The organism is Arsukibacterium sp. UBA5043 (assembly GCA_002415085.1).
Lineage (GTDB): Bacteria > Pseudomonadota > Gammaproteobacteria > Enterobacterales > Alteromonadaceae > Alishewanella.
Window position 1 is genome coordinate 1 of record DIBV01000017.1, and the last position, 18,332, is coordinate 18,332.

General features: G+C 46.2%; 24 protein-coding genes. 10 read left to right on the forward strand and 14 right to left on the reverse strand.

Annotation, left to right across the window (positions count from 1 at the left end; genetic code table 11):
* Nucleotides 1-37 precede the first annotated feature (37 nt).
* The 6 genes from B2Q61_RS13945 (at nt 38) to B2Q61_RS13970 (ending at nt 3,565) form a co-directional block, all read left to right on the forward strand.
* The gene (locus B2Q61_RS13945) at nt 38-775 is read left to right on the forward strand and encodes a hypothetical protein (RefSeq protein ID WP_290616812.1); all 738 of its coding nucleotides are present in this window, start codon (nt 38-40) and stop codon (nt 773-775) included.
* Nucleotides 776-893: 118 nt separating this feature from the next.
* The gene (locus B2Q61_RS13950; protein ID WP_290616814.1) at nt 894-1,037 is read left to right on the forward strand and encodes a hypothetical protein; all 144 of its coding nucleotides are present in this window, start codon (nt 894-896) and stop codon (nt 1,035-1,037) included.
* A 118-nt stretch (nt 1,038-1,155) separates the two neighbouring features.
* Complete coding sequence (locus tag B2Q61_RS13955; RefSeq protein ID WP_290616816.1) at nt 1,156-1,611, forward strand: DUF6194 family protein; 456 nt, start codon at nt 1,156-1,158, stop codon at nt 1,609-1,611.
* Between the two features lie 1,014 nt (nt 1,612-2,625).
* Entirely contained in the window at nt 2,626-2,829 is a 204-nt protein-coding gene (locus B2Q61_RS13960) for a hypothetical protein (protein WP_290616818.1), read from the forward strand.
* A gap of 88 nt (nt 2,830-2,917) precedes the next feature.
* Complete coding sequence (locus B2Q61_RS13965) at nt 2,918-3,223, forward strand: hypothetical protein (RefSeq protein ID WP_290616820.1); 306 nt, start codon at nt 2,918-2,920, stop codon at nt 3,221-3,223.
* Between the two features lie 114 nt (nt 3,224-3,337).
* On the forward strand, nt 3,338-3,565 hold the full coding sequence (locus B2Q61_RS13970; protein ID WP_290616822.1) for a hypothetical protein: 228 nt from the start codon (nt 3,338-3,340) through the stop codon (nt 3,563-3,565).
* Nucleotides 3,566-3,630: 65 nt separating this feature from the next.
* On the opposite strand, the gene B2Q61_RS13975 is transcribed toward B2Q61_RS13970, so the two are convergent.
* From B2Q61_RS13975 to B2Q61_RS13990, 4 genes are all read right to left on the reverse strand, one after another.
* Nucleotides 3,631-4,074, reverse strand: a complete 444-nt coding sequence (locus tag B2Q61_RS13975) for a SirB2 family protein (RefSeq protein ID WP_290616824.1) — start codon at nt 4,072-4,074, stop codon at nt 3,631-3,633.
* A 308-nt stretch (nt 4,075-4,382) separates the two neighbouring features.
* Nucleotides 4,383-4,541: a YqaE/Pmp3 family membrane protein gene (locus B2Q61_RS13980; protein ID WP_290616826.1), complete on the reverse strand. Its 159-nt coding sequence runs from the start codon at nt 4,539-4,541 to the stop codon at nt 4,383-4,385.
* A gap of 73 nt (nt 4,542-4,614) precedes the next feature.
* Nucleotides 4,615-5,196 (reverse strand): hypothetical protein, encoded by a 582-nt coding sequence (locus B2Q61_RS13985; protein ID WP_290616828.1) that lies wholly within the window; start codon nt 5,194-5,196, stop codon nt 4,615-4,617.
* A 277-nt stretch (nt 5,197-5,473) separates the two neighbouring features.
* Nucleotides 5,474-5,596 carry a hypothetical protein gene (locus B2Q61_RS13990; protein ID WP_290616830.1) on the reverse strand — a complete coding sequence of 41 codons (123 nt, stop codon included), beginning with the start codon at nt 5,594-5,596 and terminating at the stop codon, nt 5,474-5,476.
* Nucleotides 5,597-5,763: 167 nt separating this feature from the next.
* Here B2Q61_RS13990 and B2Q61_RS13995 point away from each other — a divergent pair, with 167 nt between their 5' ends.
* On the forward strand, nt 5,764-6,216 hold the full coding sequence (locus B2Q61_RS13995) for an RT0821/Lpp0805 family surface protein (RefSeq protein ID WP_290616832.1): 453 nt from the start codon (nt 5,764-5,766) through the stop codon (nt 6,214-6,216).
* A gap of 90 nt (nt 6,217-6,306) precedes the next feature.
* Here the strand turns inward: B2Q61_RS13995 and B2Q61_RS14000 are convergent, their stop codons facing one another.
* On the reverse strand, nt 6,307-6,945 hold the full coding sequence (locus tag B2Q61_RS14000; RefSeq protein ID WP_290616834.1) for an SOUL family heme-binding protein: 639 nt from the start codon (nt 6,943-6,945) through the stop codon (nt 6,307-6,309).
* Between the two features lie 166 nt (nt 6,946-7,111).
* On the opposite strand from B2Q61_RS14000, the gene B2Q61_RS14005 reads away from it, so the two are divergent.
* Both B2Q61_RS14005 and B2Q61_RS14010 read left to right on the forward strand, forming a co-directional pair.
* Nucleotides 7,112-8,233 (forward strand): helix-turn-helix domain-containing protein, encoded by a 1,122-nt coding sequence (locus B2Q61_RS14005; RefSeq protein WP_290616836.1) that lies wholly within the window; start codon nt 7,112-7,114, stop codon nt 8,231-8,233.
* 122 nt (nt 8,234-8,355) lie between these two features.
* The gene (locus B2Q61_RS14010) at nt 8,356-9,882 is read left to right on the forward strand and encodes an amidohydrolase family protein (protein WP_290616838.1); all 1,527 of its coding nucleotides are present in this window, start codon (nt 8,356-8,358) and stop codon (nt 9,880-9,882) included.
* 40 nt (nt 9,883-9,922) lie between these two features.
* On the opposite strand, the gene B2Q61_RS14015 is transcribed toward B2Q61_RS14010, so the two are convergent.
* From B2Q61_RS14015 to B2Q61_RS14055, 9 genes are all read right to left on the reverse strand, one after another.
* Nucleotides 9,923-10,444, reverse strand: a complete 522-nt coding sequence (locus B2Q61_RS14015; protein ID WP_290616840.1) for a hypothetical protein — start codon at nt 10,442-10,444, stop codon at nt 9,923-9,925.
* 49 nt (nt 10,445-10,493) lie between these two features.
* Nucleotides 10,494-10,919 (reverse strand): fluoride efflux transporter FluC, encoded by a 426-nt coding sequence (locus B2Q61_RS14020; RefSeq protein ID WP_290616842.1) that lies wholly within the window; start codon nt 10,917-10,919, stop codon nt 10,494-10,496.
* Nucleotides 10,913-11,308, reverse strand: coding sequence for a fluoride efflux transporter FluC (locus tag B2Q61_RS14025; RefSeq protein ID WP_290616845.1), 396 nt, complete (start codon nt 11,306-11,308; stop codon nt 10,913-10,915). The genes B2Q61_RS14020 and B2Q61_RS14025 overlap by 7 nt, the downstream gene beginning before the upstream one ends.
* A gap of 146 nt (nt 11,309-11,454) precedes the next feature.
* Nucleotides 11,455-12,927, reverse strand: coding sequence for an FG-GAP repeat domain-containing protein (locus tag B2Q61_RS14030; RefSeq protein ID WP_290616847.1), 1,473 nt, complete (start codon nt 12,925-12,927; stop codon nt 11,455-11,457).
* Nucleotides 12,928-13,048: 121 nt separating this feature from the next.
* Nucleotides 13,049-13,816 carry a substrate-binding periplasmic protein gene (locus B2Q61_RS14035; RefSeq protein ID WP_290616849.1) on the reverse strand — a complete coding sequence of 256 codons (768 nt, stop codon included), beginning with the start codon at nt 13,814-13,816 and terminating at the stop codon, nt 13,049-13,051.
* 168 nt (nt 13,817-13,984) lie between these two features.
* Entirely contained in the window at nt 13,985-14,392 is a 408-nt protein-coding gene (locus B2Q61_RS14040; protein WP_290616851.1) for a hypothetical protein, read from the reverse strand.
* A 164-nt stretch (nt 14,393-14,556) separates the two neighbouring features.
* Nucleotides 14,557-15,360 carry a DUF1338 domain-containing protein gene (locus tag B2Q61_RS14045; RefSeq protein ID WP_290616852.1) on the reverse strand — a complete coding sequence of 268 codons (804 nt, stop codon included), beginning with the start codon at nt 15,358-15,360 and terminating at the stop codon, nt 14,557-14,559.
* A gap of 99 nt (nt 15,361-15,459) precedes the next feature.
* Nucleotides 15,460-16,500 (reverse strand): arginine N-succinyltransferase, encoded by a 1,041-nt coding sequence (gene astA, locus B2Q61_RS14050; RefSeq protein ID WP_290616853.1) that lies wholly within the window; start codon nt 16,498-16,500, stop codon nt 15,460-15,462.
* 2 nt (nt 16,501-16,502) lie between these two features.
* Nucleotides 16,503-17,726, reverse strand: a complete 1,224-nt coding sequence (locus B2Q61_RS14055; protein WP_290616854.1) for an aspartate aminotransferase family protein — start codon at nt 17,724-17,726, stop codon at nt 16,503-16,505.
* A gap of 156 nt (nt 17,727-17,882) precedes the next feature.
* On the opposite strand from B2Q61_RS14055, the gene B2Q61_RS14060 reads away from it, so the two are divergent.
* The gene (locus B2Q61_RS14060) at nt 17,883-18,323 is read left to right on the forward strand and encodes an Lrp/AsnC family transcriptional regulator (protein ID WP_290616855.1); all 441 of its coding nucleotides are present in this window, start codon (nt 17,883-17,885) and stop codon (nt 18,321-18,323) included.
* Nucleotides 18,324-18,332 lie beyond the last annotated feature (9 nt).

The following is an 18,332-nucleotide window of genomic DNA, read 5'->3' on the forward strand; positions in this document are numbered from 1 at the left end:
TACTTTTTATGGGTAAGAACAATTTCAAGGACGAATAGTGAAGCATTTAGTTTTAGTTTTTTTATTTCTGGTTATTAGCTGTACCAGTTTAAAAGATGTTGGTGAAAGCAGCCAAAATTCTGAAGCTACTGTTGGAATAGAAGATGGACAACTGATCTATAAAGGTGAAATAACTGAAACCTCAAATAATGTGATTTTTTCATTGTTTAGGGCGGCTGAACTCAAGCCAAACCGACTGCTTATTTCCAGCCAAGGCGGTGAGATTGGTGCGGGAATGGATTTGGGGCAGTGGGTCAAAGATAATGATTTGGATGTTGAAATCATAAGAGTATGCGCTTCTTCTTGTGCCAACTATGTATTACCAGCTGCCAATACTAAGTACTTAAGAAAAGACTCGGTTCTGATTTGGCATGGTAGCGCCTGGCAGACCAATTGGCATGTTGATAAAGAGCACCGCGTATCTTTCAATTCATACATTACTTTAATGCGTCAGAGAGAAACTGAATTTTACGCAGATATCACAGTCGACAACCTAATAACTACTTACGGCCAGTCTGAGTTTGATTTTTTGGACTTTGCCCTGAGCTTGTTAGGCAAAGGAACTGTTGGTTACGATTACTCTTTAGCCGATATGGAGAAGCTTGGGCTAGTGAATATCGTACTCATAGACGGTGAATGGAATTGGAGAACGCATAGGCCTGACAAAGCAAATTTGGTAAAACGTATAAAGCTCGACAATGATTTTAAGTTCGAGCTTCGTAGATTTGAAATATAACAAGAAAATTTTATTGCCAGTAATAGTCGCGAGCCGTAACGTCAACCCGCTGCGCGGCGTTTCATGCTAAAACGCTACGGCTTAGCCCTGCCCTATTCAGATCTTTAAAGGAGGAGACATGCTTAATGAATTAAAAAACTGGTGGAATTCTGTACCAAAAGCCCAGAAAACGGGGCTGATAGTGCTGGCGGCATTTTTTGTGGCAGTGCTTATCTTCAGCTTTGGGATAACTATTGGCTCATCCCTTGGCAAAGTTATCTGAAGTCGTTGTACTTTGGAACAATACATCGAAGCACGACGTAAGATATCCGGCTGACAAAAAAGTAGCCAGCATCAATACTGCCGGGCTTCTTTGGCTAAGCATCAGGTAAGAAATTATAATGCATGTTAAAAATATTGTAGAAAGAATAACCACTGATTTTGAAGGGGTAATACCAAAATCAAGCTGGGGTGAAACAGCCCTGTTTTATAATCGCGACAAGCTTTTACCCAATGGCGTTTATTTTTGCACTATAAAACAGAAAAACGGCGAGAATGATACCGCCTCTGCGCTGGATCGTGAGGACGTATATAGGCTTAGTATTGGCATTGGAGCGCAACGTTACGAACAACTATTCGGCAGCAAACCGAAAAGGCCAGCTAAAAGTGGAATAATTGCTACCGGGCACGATTTCACTGCTTTGGATGTACTAATGCCACATCCGGTTTATGGCTGGATGGCCTGGGTTCAGGTGCTAAACCCAAGTAAAGCAACATTTGAAAGCCTTGTACCACTAATAGCCGAAGCGCATTCAAATGCTGTCATCAAATTTAACAAGAAAAATGCAAAGATTTAGCTGCAGCCCATTTATCATTGCGTTGTCAAGGCTTGGCCCTCCCCCATCCCGTTTCAATTAGTTAAATCAATAACTTCCCTCTATGAACTTTCTAACTGCAAATTGCGCGGATTAAATCGCGCAATTTGCAGCAATAACATATCTAACAACAATAAAACGCTTGATATACATTAAGGTTAAATAATAAACTCAGGCAACAAAAAATTCAAAGGGAAATCTGGCAGCAACGTGCGGCTATTGATGATTTAAATAATTTTTTAAATGTTTCTCAAGGTGAATAGATATGACTAAAGGAATACTATCGCATGATAAATATCATCAAGGGAAGAAGTTAATTCGATTCACTCACACGCCGGTTCCTTGCTCATTATGACGACGCTAGGGTCGACGTTCACACTTAACTTTACACAGTTGGAATAACTATATGCTAAGGCTATCAATACTTATTTATCAGAGATCATACCTATACTGATTGCGCCACAAGTACAGCTAACGAAACAGTGACGTTCATTCAAGCTTGGGTTTTAGCGACAGCTTGTTATTTACAATTGGATTGTATTTAATGGCTTATAAGTTGCTCGGCTGTGTGGCGGGCGTTAAATTATCAAGCGACTGCGCGAGAAACGTTATTTTCAGGACTTTAAGGATTAATTTATGGGCTTTGGTGGGATAAGTATTTGGCATTTATTCATCGTTTTGGCACTACCGCTACTCCATGTAGTCATTTCGAGCCGGTCATACGGTGGTGCTAAGTTTGGTTGGTCGCTAGCGGTTGTATTTTTTCCATTACTTGGATACATCATTTTTTTGATAGTGACTCAGCCGGCAAAAAAGGTTGAACAGAGTTAATTGACTTAACTAGGGCTGTCAGCAATGCCCCCATTGGTTACTGAACCTCAATTTCAACCTCAATTTCAACCTCAATTTCGCTGCGCAGTTGTGTGGTCGCTGCGGTGTGTTTTACATGTCATCAGAGATTTTAGATTAATGTCAAACGTCTTAAAGGTGGTTAAGTTGCAGAACGCTAAATCGGAATTCAAAATGCTGGTTGTTTTGGTATTTTGTTTTGTTGCAATGTCATTTTTTGCAACAGGTTTTATGTATGCTCAAGCTTCAGAAATTAGCATTCTGATTAAGCTTCTGGCAATTGTGGGCGCGGTTAATATTGCTATGATGCTATACATACTTAAAAAATTCAGTGCTTTAGTAAAAACATAACAAGGCGATATTGTCGCCACTTTCGTGGCTGGAACCGATTACGCTGCACTCCAGCCGCCCCCAAGTTTCATTGTATGTAAGGGTACTTATGCGTAAATTTCTGGTTGTATTTTTTTTAATTGCTCCTTTTACTGGTGCGTCTCAAATTGATGCTTGTGACGAGGCCGATTCGGCGTTTATTCACGCTAACATCAAAAAAAGTCAAAACGCCATATCTTATGTGCCTTTTGAACTAGCTGAAAAATTTGAAGGTATTTGCGACATTAAAAACATAGAAATGATGGATGGGCTGGAATATCTTCTATACAAAAATACGGAAACAGGCTCTTATTTCATAGGGTTATACAACGGATTAGATGGTAGTAACCAATTGCATGGGCCTTTTATCAAATAAGCTGTATAAAACAGAAAAAGAAATCCGAAGGCTTGCCGCGCAACTGCTTTGCTTTTAATGGCCAGGAACAGGAGATCATCAACACTTGTTCAAGTGTTAAATAAGGAGAATGTTTTGAGTGATGACAATAAAAAAACTGGATTAACCAAACATAATCAATCTATGATTGGAGCTGGCATAGCAATAGGTGTTGCTGTAGGAGTGGCTATTGGTAATGCAATAGATAATTTAGGTGCAGGTATCGCAATCGGCATTGCTATTGGGGCTGCGATTGGTGCAGGATTACAGCAAAAGAAAACGCCTGACCAAGATAAAAATAAAGAAAAAGATAAGTCTGAGTAAAATCGCAACCAAACCCTGGAACAGCGAACAAGCAAGCCCCTGCAATACAAGGGCTTGCTTCAGTATTAACTTACCGCCAACAGCATTGACTGCGCTGCATCAATATAAGCATTAACATCATCGTTGCTACCTTTTACTTTCAGTCTGTGAGCATAAGCCAGTCGGGCACTCATAACAAACCAGAACAGCGCGCTGACAAAACCAACTATGCGCCATAATGTCGATTTTGCCCACTTTAAGGCAAACGTAATAGATAACACGTAAAGTACGAAACCAGCCAGTTTAGAAGAGGCCCAGCCGTTATAGAAGGGATATAACTGCAGTGGATTAATGCTTATCAGATAAATAGCCGTGGCAATGAACAGGGTATATAAGATATGCGGGCCAATTTTCAGCAGTTTGTTATTTACCTTATCAGAGCCTTTAATCGTTAAGGCAAAATTGATCAGAAAAAACACTAGCGTCAGCGCAATTAGGGTTAAGTGGGTATGCTTTATAATCATGTACATGGTGTGTTTCCCCTGAGGTTATTATTTTCACTTATTTTTACAGGGGCTAATATATCGTTTTTTATGCCCGGGCGACAGCCGCTTTGTATGGGTATCTGGCTGCTTTTTATATCATTAATGACAACACTACAGATATGAAACAGAGTACTTAAAGGTGGGAATATAGAAACCGCAGTGTGTTAACGTTGACTGATACAAAAAGGCCATCCGTCAGGATGGCCTTTGACTAACAACAGATGAATTTTAATAGCGGCCAGCCATCAGTGGCAAACCTGCTATTGCTGAACCAGGCATTAGCTACTAATCTACTAGCGCTTTGCAATAATGTAGACAGCGTGGATGATGCCCGGGATATACCCTAAAAGCGTTAGTAGGATGTTAATCCAGAATTGGGCCCCAATGCCAACTTGCAAAAACACACCAAGTGGCGGTAGCAATATCGCAATAATGATTCTAAGAATATCCATATTGTCTCCGTGTTAACGTAGCAGGAAAGTTGTGACCAGCGGCACAAAAATTTTGTACTGATCACTGGCAACGCTATCTGGAATAAATTTCTGAAGCGCCATCCAGACGAGCTTGCAGCGCTGATTCATTTCGAACGAAGGTATATTGATTGTTCCAGTCACCACGGGGCTTTTCGCCAACAATAATATGTTGCACATCAAGATCAGGCGCGTTGATGACTATTCTGTCTGATATACGAACGGTTTGCCCTTCCAGGGGTTCATTCGTGCTGTTGAGATGAGATACGACTATTAACCTGCGATCCTTAGCATACACCTTTTCAATATCCAGCTCTTGCATATTGCCTTTAATTTCAGCCTCTACGACAATTGATCGTTTGGACTTTTTGCCCTGCTCATCAGGCATGTTCAAATCCATATAAGGCACTTCGACTTCTTCTTCTTCCATTACTACTACCACTTTGGGCACGGTAATGGTTTCAGTTGTGGTGCCGATATCAACACTGGCCCAGTCTACATCGTATTCGGGTAACCGCCCGGAATCCGCACTAACGTCGACATCAACACTGGGTAACTCGCCAGACTGCGTTTTCTCCACTTCACAACCAGAAAGGGCTAATACCGCAACTGCTGCGGCAGCTAATTTGAATTTCATAACAACTCCTTTTTATCTGTCAGTTGATCAAAGATATTCCCAACATTCAGAATCCCATGCGAGGTTCATAAATGCCTTTGCTACAACAGGGAGCAAGAAATAAACCAACATTTATTTGATTTAACTTTCAATATGTTGAGCAATGATTGGAATAACTAATGTAGAGAAAAGATGAAATATTTTCACATGGTAATGAAGATTACACTAAGTAGCTGTATCGCGGGTTTGGCGGGCAGCGGATTTATCCGCTGCCCGGGATAGTAATTTACTATCGTTACTAATTCTGGTGTCCTAGCACGTTTTTTTCGCTTTTCTTAGTCGCTTTAGCCGCTTTCTTTTCTTTTGCGGTTAGCAACGGTTTCTTTTTTACGTCTTTTTTACTGTCCTGGCCTTTGCTCATTATAATCACCTGTATTTGAAATAAGCTGTATGTAAGGGCCCGCGGCGCCTTACATTTAGCAGTATGGCCCTTATTGCCCAAAGCGCAATAGCAGCCCTTGAATGCTGACAAACTTACCCTATGTTTAATAGATGAGCGTGTTAAAACAACCCGGAGGAGAACAGAAAATGAAGCCCTACCCCCTGAAAAATGTCGTGGTTATCTTATTGGCTACTCTGCTGTTTAGTTGTGCCACTAAAGAGAAATCAGGCACTGTCGTTGGCTCTACCACCGGCGCCGCAGCTGGTGCAATATTAGACGATGGCGGCGCTGGCGGCGTCTTGCTTGGCGCGGTGCTTGGTGGCCTTATTGGCCGTGACGCCGGTGAGGAACTGGACCAGCGCGACAGACGAAATATTAACCAGGCACTGGAATATAATCCGACCGGCCGCTCGTCGAGCTGGCAAAATCCGGATAACGGCAGAAATTACCAGCTGACGCCAACAGAAACCTTTCAGAGCAATAACCGGCCTTGTCGCGACTTCAGAATGGATATTGATGGCCAGCGGGACGATGTGCGCGGTACCGCCTGCCGACGTTCAGATGGCAGCTGGGAAATAATTGATCGCAGCTCCTATTAGAACGAGACTTCTAACAGCGCTCGTGCTGCAGCCCCGGCAATGCCGGGGCTGGTATTTCAGAAATAGCTGGGGATTTGGCTGCTCAGGACATTACTTTATTTCAATCAGCACCTCATTGCGGCGCAGCATGGGCAAGGTCATCGGTCCGTTGTAACCTGCCTCTATTGGTTCGCTAATAGCCGTGTAGCCGTTCGCATTAATCCAGTCTGTTAAAATATCGCGGTGTTTTGCAACGTTGCTTCTGCTAAGCGTGCCACTGAAAGTAATAGCGGCTACTTTGTAATTTTTCAGCTCGGAAACCTTAACATCCGGATCGGTTGGCCTGGGTGTGGTTTGCAGGGCAAACTCTTTGGGCATCACAAATGACATCATCGCCCCGCCCGCCCTGTTGTCCATAAAAACCGGCGCGGTCATGGCAATTTCAGTGCCTTGATTGTTATTTTCAGCCTGCTCTTTCTCACCCATAAATACCGGTGCGGTCATTGATATTTCAGTTGCACCTTCATTCTCACCGCTGATATAGCGGAATAATTTACGAAAGGCACTGTTGCGCCCCCCGCCAGACATTTCAGCTGACACCAGTACCATAGCGTCATAATTACGCACTTCAATTTTTTGTTCCGGCTCGGCTTTCAACAGCGTGTAAGGCGCAGTTTCAACATTACTCTGACCAAATACCGAGCAGCCTGCTAACAATAATGACGCAATAACAGAGAGTAAAAATTTCACGGTACATCCTTAACTTGGTCAATGATAAGGCTTATACGGGGAATATGGCTGGGTGGACTAACTTATTGCTGCTGGCTTATTGCTGCTAACAACTCATGGTTCGACATTAGCACTATGAAAAGATAGACTTTCGCCCTGTTATATTTCTAACGTAATACATATAAGAATGTCGCAAACTCAGACTTTAATATTGGCCATTGGCGTGTTTCAGGGCTTGCTGTTATTCACACTTTTAATAAGTGATAAGCGGGTTAACTACGCCAGTAAATTACTGGGTTTACAATGCCTGTTAATAGCAACCAGCTTTGTGTTACCGCTAATTGTTTCCGCCGGAGAAAGCCAATTTGCCTGGATGATTGGCTTGCTGGTATTTTTACCCGCCTGTTATGGCGCGCTTACTTACTTGTATTGCCGAACAGCAATCACCGGCTCGGCACTTAAACACCGCGATATGTTACATCTATTGCCATTGGTACTCTGCTATCTGCTCAATTATGACCTGCTATTTTCGGCTGAAAAGGCACTAAACTTTGTTACAACGGCTGAAACCACTCTTTTAAAACATAACCTGACAAAAGTTGTGTTCTACGGTCAGGCCATAGTTTATGCCGCATTATTAATTAGCATGGTCAGTCGCTACCAGGCTAAAGCTAAACAAACATTATCGTCTTATAACCCGGATATATTCAGCTGGCTATGGAGCCTGACTATCTTCATGGTGGCAATATGGGTTTTAAAGGTGTTGTTCTATTTTATCAGCCCGGCGCCTGTGATAAATATTGTGGCCGATTGTCTGCTGGTGATCTTGATTTATTTTGTTGCTATTGTGCAGTGGCGCAACCCTGGCCTGTTTCATATTCAGCAACTTGCAAAACAACGGCAGCAGCCGAAACTTAAACCGTCCTCTAATGGCTTATTAGAGCAAGATATGCGTTCAGACATTTTTCAAATGGTACAAGACCAGGTCAAACAACAGGCTTTGTATCGGGATAGTCAACTCACCTTGGTCGCCCTTGCACAACATGTTGGGGTCAGCGTCCATCATTTGTCGGAGACGTTAAATCAGTACGGTGGCAAGAACTTTAATCAATTTATTAACGAGTATCGGGTGGCAGAAGTGTGTGCGCAACTCGACCATAACAGTGAACGAACATTACTTGATCTGGCGCTGGATGCAGGTTTTGCTTCAAAAAGCAGTTTCAATGCCATCTTTAAAAAGCACACCGGGCAAAGCCCAAGCCAGTATCGAAGCCAGCCACCTGCCACTGCTGTTTCAACTAAGTTTTGAGTTAGTTTTAAACGCGTCCAGCTTGAAATATACCAGAATAGACGTCTAATCTTATAAATCCGGACGCCCCCGTCCCGCTTCCCTGTTTAAATTGAGCCATCGATAACAGATGGAACCTAACTATGTTAAAAACACTTTCGAAATGGCTTATTGGTCTGGTAATTTGCGCAGCAATTTTTGTCTCGGCATATCTGGTTTGGTTTAAACAGGGCGTCAATTTTATTTATGGCGCTCATACCGCCGAGGTCGATCATACCGTTTTTGCTACAGCGGTTGAGCTGACAGCAATTACCAATGTCAATGTCCTGTCGCCGGACGGGCAAGCGATGCTTGCTGGCAGGACAGTAGTGATAAATGACGGCAAGATTATTTCAGTTACTGTCGGTGGCACTGCACCTGCAGATGCCAAGGTTATTAATGGCCATGGTAAATATCTTATTCCCGGCCTGGTCGATTCACACGCCCATCTTCTGCAAAGCCCTAATGATCTGTTGCTTTACGTCGCCAACGGTGTCACCCATATACGTGATCTGGGGGGGCCGGCAGAACGATTGCAATTACGTGATGAAATTGAGCAAGGTCGCACCGGCCCACGGCTATTTGTTTCATCACCGGCGATAGATTCAATGGGCCTGCTAGAGGGCGCTTTTTGGGAATTAATCACCTTCCACAAAAACACCCACGATGCAGAGCACGCCAAAAGAATGGTTAAAAAGTTTGCAGAGCAAGGTTACGATGCCATTAAAATCTATCACCTTGATATGCCAAGCTACCGCGCTGTAAACGAACTGGCTGCCGAACTCGGTGTGCCGACAACCGGACATTTCCCGTTGGCATTTGAGCTATCAGAACTTGCCGTAACACAGCAAACAGAAGTTGGCCATCTTGAGGAAATTGTCCGGGTACTGATCCGTGAATTTGGCTCTATCAATGACCAAGGCCGCGATGCATTCTATGCCCACGTAACAGAGCGCAGCAATGACATTATCGATGATCTGCTGGCGAACGACATTACCGTCAACTCAGTACTGTGGTTTATGGAAAGTATCCATGACCAATTCAGTAATCTTGAACTGGCCTTATCGGAAGTGGCTATTGAATACGCCAACCCTGGTATTGTTGAAGGCACCAAAGACTCTGAAGAATTTAAAGTCGGCTGGTTACCCGGTTACAACCAATTCGAGGCCACCAGTACACCGTCAGAAGAAATCTATAATAAGAATGATATTTTCTGGCAAGCCCGGGAGAAAGCACATCACATTCTGTTAAAAGCAATGGTCAGCCGTGGCGTTAATATCGTCGCCGGCACAGACGCTGGCGCAAATTTAGTCGTACCCGGCTTTTCAATCCATGATGAACTAACATCACTTAATATGGCTGGCATGAGCCCAGCCCAAACACTCGCTACTGCCACTAAGAACCCGGCTGAGTTGATGAAGAGCAATGCCGGAATTATTGCAGTAGGTCGACGTGCCGATCTGGTTTTGCTCAGCAAGAACCCACTGAGCGATATCAACAACACCCGGGCAATCGACACCGTGATCCTGAATGGCCGGGTATATGGCCGCACGCAGCTTGATGCTATGCTGGAAGCTGTTAAGGACGCCAATGCGAGTAGTCGAAAGATCAGCATCGACCAGTATCTGTAGTCGATATTGCAAGCTCAGCGTGCCGCGATAGACTGACATTTCATTGCGGCACCTGCCAGCCCTGCTCCAGCTTCGCTTTGCACACCGGGTTGCCCTCTGCCACCAATGACTCGGCAAAAAACCATTCCTTAAATACTTGCCACTCGTCATTAATCGGGCTTAGGCAGCGGCCATTGGCCTGACTGGCAAACACCTCTTCTGTGCATTGCGGGGTATCAGGTAACTTGCCGCGGTAGGCATAAGCATACACCACCTGGCAGTGATTACTGACATAAGTACGAAACACCACCAACCAGCCTTGCTGATAACGCACCAGGCTAAAACTTGGGATCTGATGCTCAACTGCCGTGGCAATTATCTCAGGTGCCTCTGCCTGCTCCAGTAAAGCCAGCTCGCCGTCCACACGCTGGCGGATCTGGATTTTTTCACCGCGGCGCCAGGCAAAACCATCATATTCAGTGGTATCAGCCGCTGCTGTCAGTGCATTTAGGCCGTCCAGATCACGGCTGACTTGCTGACGGATAGTCCGCTCAATCTGCTGTGCTTCAGTTAACGTTTGCATATTATCGCAAGCGGTTAACAGCAACCCAGTTGTAGCAATCATTAATAATCTAAACACCATTTGCACCTTTGTCAGACGAATTGACCTTGTTTATCTTCTCGCCAAGCGTTAAGCCTGCCCAACAGGCAGCCAGCCAGAGTATCAGCGATACTGCAACATACGCGAATGCCTGCGCTGTCTGACCGGCCTGCAATAATTGCATAAACTCCAGACTGAACAGGGAAAAGGTAGTAAACCCCGCACAAACGCCACTTAGCATAAATTGTTTTTGCCAGGCAGATACCGGCCAGCGGCCATTTTCGCCGGTCAGGCTGACATAACAGCCAATCCAGAACGAGCCAACCATATTAACCAGCAAGGTGGTGACAGGCAGATCCGCGGCCTGGGTCAGCAGTAATAATGAGCAGCCAAACCGCAGCATGGCGCCCAGTGCACTGCCAAGGCCCACTGCTGCATATAAACCCGGTTTTACCATATCAGATTACCCAGCTTAAAACCGACCAATACCAGGCTTAAACACAAGCCAAATGATAAACCAATATTCAGCAGAACCTGACGGTAATGATGACTTTGCCACAAGATAAGGGTTTGCAGGCTGAATGACGATACCGTACTGTAACTGCCCAGCAAACCGCCAGCAATAACCTGCCCCCAGCCAGTATATGCAGGAAAGACCGCCAGCCAGGCGGCCAGCAACCCCATCATCAGCGCCGCACTGCTGTTTACCAGCAAGGTACCAAGCGGAAACTGCACGCCCCATCTTCTGGCAATGACATTGGCTATAGCAAAACGCAGCATGCCGCCGACTGCTGCGGCTAATGCCAGCGCGACTAATAATAATGCGGTATGGATTTGTAGGCTCAACAGTTCTGTTTAATCATATAAGATGGCCAATGCTGCTGACACTAGCGGCGTGACTTTCCACTGTCAAGCGATCTACGGTCTGGTAATTTGCGGTCAAGCAATTTACAGCCCAAAAGGCGCTGGCGGATTTTAATGTCACACTCTGTTTAGTCACTCTGAGTGTTCATTAGTAATAACAACTGGTTGCGTTGCCCCTCCTTATCCTGCGCATCAAATGGCAACACAATATCATCTTTACCGTTGCCGGTAAGATCAGCAACCATTACTTTGCGGGCATCACGAGGCAGCGGCAGTTTTACCCGCTCAGAGCGGCGACTGAATAACCGTTCGGGTTCAGGGCTGTAAAATCTCAGCTCGTCACCGCCCTCACCAACAATCAGGCTTTGCTGGTCGCTGCCGTCCAGATCAGCCAGCTCGAATAACGGCATATCGTAGCGCAGGTTGCTGATACTGACATCGATAACCGCATTCTGCTGAAAATCGGCTTTGCTGTTGTACTGGCGCTGGCCATTTAACAGGTAAAAGTCGATATCCAGGTTAGCACTGCCTCTGAGCAATACCCGCACTATCGTACCCACCCCAAAATGGGTGCTGGAAATATAAAAGTCTTTGCGGCCATCAGCGTTAAAATCGTCGATCATCACGGCAATTGGCGAGGTATCAGTCGTTATCTGAGTTTCGGGTTCAGCATTGAACTGCAAACCGGTGACAGATTGTTTGCCAAAATGCACCCGAAAGCTGTTGGTACGCTCCAGCGCATCGGCCAGTTGCTCGCGATTAACGACAATATCGGCAATACCATCGCCGTCAATATCAGTAATATCCCGCACACTGTCGATATTCTGACCGGTGTAGCTGCGTCCGGCGTCGTTACGCTGGTCAGCTTGCTGTTCAGTCGACAATGCCACCGGCCAGTTCTGAGTAACCGGCTCGGTGTTAAATGCGCCGTCCGCTAACTGATAAAACACCTGAAATTTGCCGCCGGCAATAAATACCAGATCACGCCGGCCGTCTAAATCAACATCAGCAATATAATAGCGCCTGGGTTCATAGCTCGGGCTGTCGCGCCAACTGGTCACCAGCGCATCAATGTTCAGTGAATATTGCTTAAAGCTACCATCGGCTTGCTGCCGGAATAAATGACTGTGATTAAAATCCGGTATCAAAAAATCGGCGCGCTCACTACCAAGTTGCAGCACAAACTCGCTGCTGCGCAAGCGGTTTTTATCTAAAACCCGGTACAGTGACGAACTGCTGATTAACGGCTCAGTCTGGCCAGCTTGCGGGTAATAGACGCTAATCCCATCCAGGGTTAAAAAAACCAGAGCCTGCCGGCTAACGGGCCCATTTTGCGCTCTGTCAGTTTCAATTAGCCTGGCCTGGCTGAAATACTGGGCATTGGCAGGAATAGCAACGGGTTGGACGTTAAAATCGCCGGCTAAATTTACCAGACTTAACCAGCGCTCAAACTGGCTGAAGCCCGACACCGCCAGTAGTTTTGCATCTTCCAGATGCACCATACTGCCATTGGCCGGATGGCCAAGCTCAATGGTAACTTTATCAAACTGCATGGCCATCGCCGAGCCGCTGATACAGGCTAATAATAAAAACCGATACATAAGTAACGCCATCCCTGAATAATGCGTATGAGTGGTTGTGGCCGCTATATTAGCGGAAAAGGTAAGGTAAGCAATATCATACAGGAAAAGTGAACGCCTGGATCAAGCCTTGGGGTAGCGTTTACAACACGGTTTGCTTTAAGCGATTAACTTCGCCCGACGCTAGCATTAACTGCCACTGCTGTTGTAACTGCAAGTACATAGCGTTATCGATTGATTTACGGCTAAAAGCGAAATAAACCGGGTTGTTATGAATCACAAAAAGTTTACGGTATGCGTGTTGTAAATCATTCTGCTCGAGTAGCTCGTCGACAGTAGCCTCGTCCTCCAGTGAGGCCATTACCCGGCCCGACACCAACATGGCCAGTTTTTGCTGGTTGCCGGCAGCAGCAAAAATCCGGGGTATTAACGCCGGGTTGTCTTGCAATAATTGCTGCCACAGTGGGCCATAATAAGCGCCATCAGCCACCGAGATTGCACCGTCTAACTCAACCAACTGTTGTAAGCTTTTGACAGAATCAGGCACCCGCTCTGAGGCAACCACAACCATTCGCTCAATATGGTGCGGGCCGACAAAATAGCTGTAACTGGCACGCTCGTCAGTCTCAGACATGCCTACCATAATATCCAGCTGGCCGTCCTCGAGCATTTTCATTGCCCTACCGGCAGGTAAATCAACAAGCTGCAAAGTACAATTTATTTTGCTCACCAGCGTGTTTAACAGCGCATAATACTGCTGCGAAACCTGCGTATTGTTAAACGAGCCCGCAGCAGCATGCTGCTGTTCAGATTCAACCCGAACTGTTAGCTTGCATAATGAAACTGGCTCAGCCAGGGTGACAGGGCTGATTAACAGCAGCACAGCGAATAATATTACAAATAACTTCATATGCGGAATTAACAACCCTTACCACGTCCGAATTGCCGACACTATATCCCTGCTGCTGTATCGCATCAAGCGACACTGCCGGAGATGCGGCAATTATTAGTCAATACCAGCAACCAATAGTTGATATTTTATCAGCCGGGCGATTTTCTGGCAGCAGCAAGCATACCTTTACATTTTGTCAGGCCGGCGCAGCGCGGTACCAAGCACCAATGCAAAGCAAGTCAGCACAAATACTTTGTTAACAAACCAGTTGGTCCGCCAGATGCTCCACTCGGGATCGGCCAGAAAACGGCCGAGCAGCGTGCAGATAATGGCAATTTCAATTACCGCCATGCCAATGGCCAGTGCCCGGGTATAGGGCGGGCGGGCCAACAGCGCCCAGCCCAGCCAGATATGGGCAAGTGGCCAGAAATCCCAGTAAACATAGCGCATCAAAGATTCGTCATACACCAGCGCATAGGCCATCGGAAACAGATATTTTATAAACAGCGTCCAGACGGCAAGGATAAATAGCAAATGGGCCAGAAAAACAAGCCAGCTACTGGAAGAATGTTGGTTAGGCTGACCCCGTGGCATAGTGATGTCCTGCAAGACACAGCATTTTAGTATTACACCGGACTGCTTGTGCATGTTAAACATCAAGCATAGGTAAAATGTTTGCGCTGTTCCAATACCTCGTAATAAAAAGGCCAGCGGGATGCTGGCCTTGATAACGCAGTTATTGCTTAGCGGGCATGATTTTAACGCGCGTTTGTGCTTTCAAAAATTTTATCGGCTGAGGCGGCAACAAAACCGCTGTAAAGCATGCCGCAGCTTAACGGGTAGCGGCGGGCAAATTCATAGAAGCAGCTGGGAATAGTGGCAACGGTGTCGCTGAACTGCACCGGATGCAGGTCAGCCAGGGTGGATGACTGCTCCAGGTACACCTCAGGCGTGCCTTTAATTTCGCCACCGGACGTATTCAGTAAAAAGCCGGCTTGTTTCAGCTCAGTATTTACCTGCTGTAAGCTGTCAAAGCTGGCCAGCTCGTTGACGCTGACGGTAAAATGGTTAGCCCGGTAACCCCAGGCGGCAACCCAGGCGGCGTATTCACTCTCAGCCAGCAGCTTTTCATAGGTAGCCTGGCTTACCTGCCAGTGAGCACCGCTGTATAAAAAGTTATCCGCCGTTACGGCCTCTTCTGGTATTTGCGCAACCAGTTCGGTAATGGTGTCACGTAAAAAGGCCGAGCATTTATCTAACAGTAATTCCGAGATAAACACTTTAGGCTGATTGCGATCCGGGTGCTCAAAATGTTTGGCGTACAGCTTTTTCGCTTCAAAGTGATACTCACCGCACTCTTCATAACCTAAGGCTAAAAAATGAGCCGCCAGTTTATTCAGGCTTACTTTATCAAGGTTAAAGGTACGCAGCGCTATATGGTCGTTTATTACATCATCCTGTTGTGATGAACCCAGCAGCTGGTGCACTTTTTTGGCCGACGGTGTTACCGCTACATAGTCTTGCCATAAGTTGGCGAACAGGGCATTTACATCAGTGTGCATATCTACTCCGGTTTAGGTCTGATCACAAAATTTTTTAAAGTTAAAGTTAAGGTTATTCAGTTTAATTATTGGCGCGCATTATATCAAAAAGGCGGCGACTCAGGCCTGATCCAAATTAATAAATCGTGCCATAGCGCCATCGCTTAGCTGCAGCACTGCTGCAAGCGCCGGGCTGATAATTAACGTCTGGCTTTGTTCATCAAAGCGCGCCGCTTTGCCGAAACTGGCCCTAAAATCCTGTACAGCGGTATTGGCAACGGCCAGGGTATATTCGCCGTGCGCCTGCTGCTCACTCTCTGCCACCTTCACCGGCACTTTGCGGCTGGCAGCCACCGATTTAATCTGACTAAGCGGCGCTTCAACGGTGGGGCCGGCATCAAATAAATCAATGTAACCTCGATGGCTGAAGCCTTCTTTTTCCAGCATCCGCAATGCAGGCTTAGTGTTTTCATGCACCTGACCAATAACCTGCTGGGCTGCTTCGGGCAATAAACCGACATAAATGGGATGGCGTGGCATCAGCTCAGCAATAAAGGCTTTTTTACCGACACCAATCAACTGGTCGGCCTTGGGGAAATCGATTGTTAAAAACAGCTTCTGCAGCCAGTTCCAAAACGGCGGCTGACCGTCTTTATCCGCAGCACCGCGCATTTCCGCAATAACTTTGCTGGCAAAGCGTTGTGGGTGCTCGGCCATAAATAAAAACCGCACCTTGGATAAAAACCGCCCGGCATGGTTGCGGCGGTAGCTTTCACGCAAAAACAAGGTGCAAATCTCTGAGCTGCCGGTGTAATCGTTACACAGAGTCAGGGTTGTCAGCTGATTCATTACGTTCAGCTCAGCACTGTGATGAATAACCGTGTTTTGCTGAAAATGATACAACGGGGTTTGCAGGCCTACGGCCGCTTCGATACCGGTAGTACCGACAATTTCACCGGTACTGGTGTCTTCGAGCACAAACAAGTATCCCTGATCACCAGGCGTTGTTACGTTAGCATTAAAACTTTTTTCAGCGTGCGCAATTTTTTGAGTCAAGCGGCCATCGTGCATCGGTAGTGACGTAAAGCCATGACCAGATTCAATAGCAATTTGTTTTAACGCCGTAAAATCAGCTGAAGTAATAGGCCTGATAACCAGCATAATTAAGCCTGCTTTGCTGGAGTTGCGGCTACAACCTGAGCAATCGCCTGCTCAAAGCGTGCCATGCCAGCAATAATATCGGCATCGGGAATAACGAGTGACGGCGCAAAACGTACCACATTCATCCCGGCCACCAGGGTCATTACCCCGTGCTCAGCACCGGCCAGCATAATATCGCGGGCTTTACCGGCATAATCAGCATTTAACACCGCACCAATTAATAAGCCCATGCCGCGAACTTCGCTAAACACCTGGTATTTTTCATTAATTCGCTGTAATTCCTGCTTAAACAGCTCTGCTTTGTGTTTAACGCCGCTAAGTACCGCCGGGGTATTAACGGTATCCACTGCCGCCAGTGCCACGGCACAGGCTAGTGGGTTGCCGCCATAGGTAGAACCATGAGTGCCCACCACTAAGTGTTTGGCTATTTCGGTGGTGGTTAACATGGCACCAATTGGAAAGCCGCCACCGAGCGCTTTCGCTGTAGTTAAGATATCCGGGGTAACGCCATAAGCCATATAAGCATAAAGCTCGCCGGTACGGCCAACGCCGGTTTGCACTTCATCAAAAATCAGCAAGGCATTGTGTTTATCACACAGTTCGCGCACGCCTTTAATAAACTCATTAGTGGCTGGCACGACACCGCCCTCGCCCTGCATCGGCTCGACCATTACCGCACAGGTATTGGCATTGATTAATGCTTTTAAGCTGTCCAGATCATTAAATTCAGCGTGGGCAATGCCCTCAGGCTTGGGACCGAAACCATCAGAATACGCTGGCTGACCACCGACGGTGACGGTAAAGAAGGTACGGCCGTGAAAGCCCTGCTTAAACGAGATGATCTGATCTTTATGCTCGCCATATTTGTCTTTAGCATAACGGCGGGCCAGCTTCAATGCCGCCTCATTCGCTTCGGCGCCAGAGTTGGCAAAGTAAACTTTTTCGGCAAAAGTATGCTCAACCAATGCTTTGGCCAGCAACAGCGCCGGCTCGTTGGTTAATACGTTTGATAAATGCCACAGTTTGTCGGCCTGATCTTTTAAGGCAGACACTAAGGCCGGATGACAATGGCCCAGACAATTAACCGCAATACCACCGGCAAAATCGATGTATTCTTTGCCAGCCTGATCCCAAAGCTTAGAACCCTGGCCTTTTACCGGGATTATTTGGGCCGGTGCATAATTAGGTACCATTACGTCATCAAACAAACTTCTGCTTACTACCATTTTTTTAACCTCTGTCAGTTAAGGCCCCGTTATTGTCATTCATTGGTTGGGGCTGAAACGATGCCACTATTATATTGGCGGGCTTAAGCAATGTGCAGTATCATTATTGACAATTTAGCAGGTAAATATTTCATTTTAACGGAGTGATTTAGCAAAATGTCAAACAGTAGCATTACCAGGGAAGATGAAAAACTGTTAGCTGTGCTTCAACACAACGCCCGGGCCAGTATTTCCGACCTGGCCCGCCAGCTTAGCTTGTCACGTTCTACGGTACAAACCCGCTTGCAAAAACTGGAATTAAGTGGGGTAATTAAGGGCTATACCGTTGAATATGGCGACGAATATCTGGCAACGTTGGTGGCAGCACATGTCAGCATTAAAGTGCGGCAAAAGCTGACTGCGCGCACCAATATTGAATTAAAACAACTGCCTCAGGTCGCCGCATTGTATGCTATCAGCGGTGAGTACGATTTAATTGCCATTGTGCAGGCACAAAATACTGAACAGCTAAGCCATATACTGGACGATATCGGCAATCTGGAAGGGGTGGAACGCACTACCTCGTCGGTGATCCTGGAAACCAAGTTTAAACGTTAAGGAAGCAAG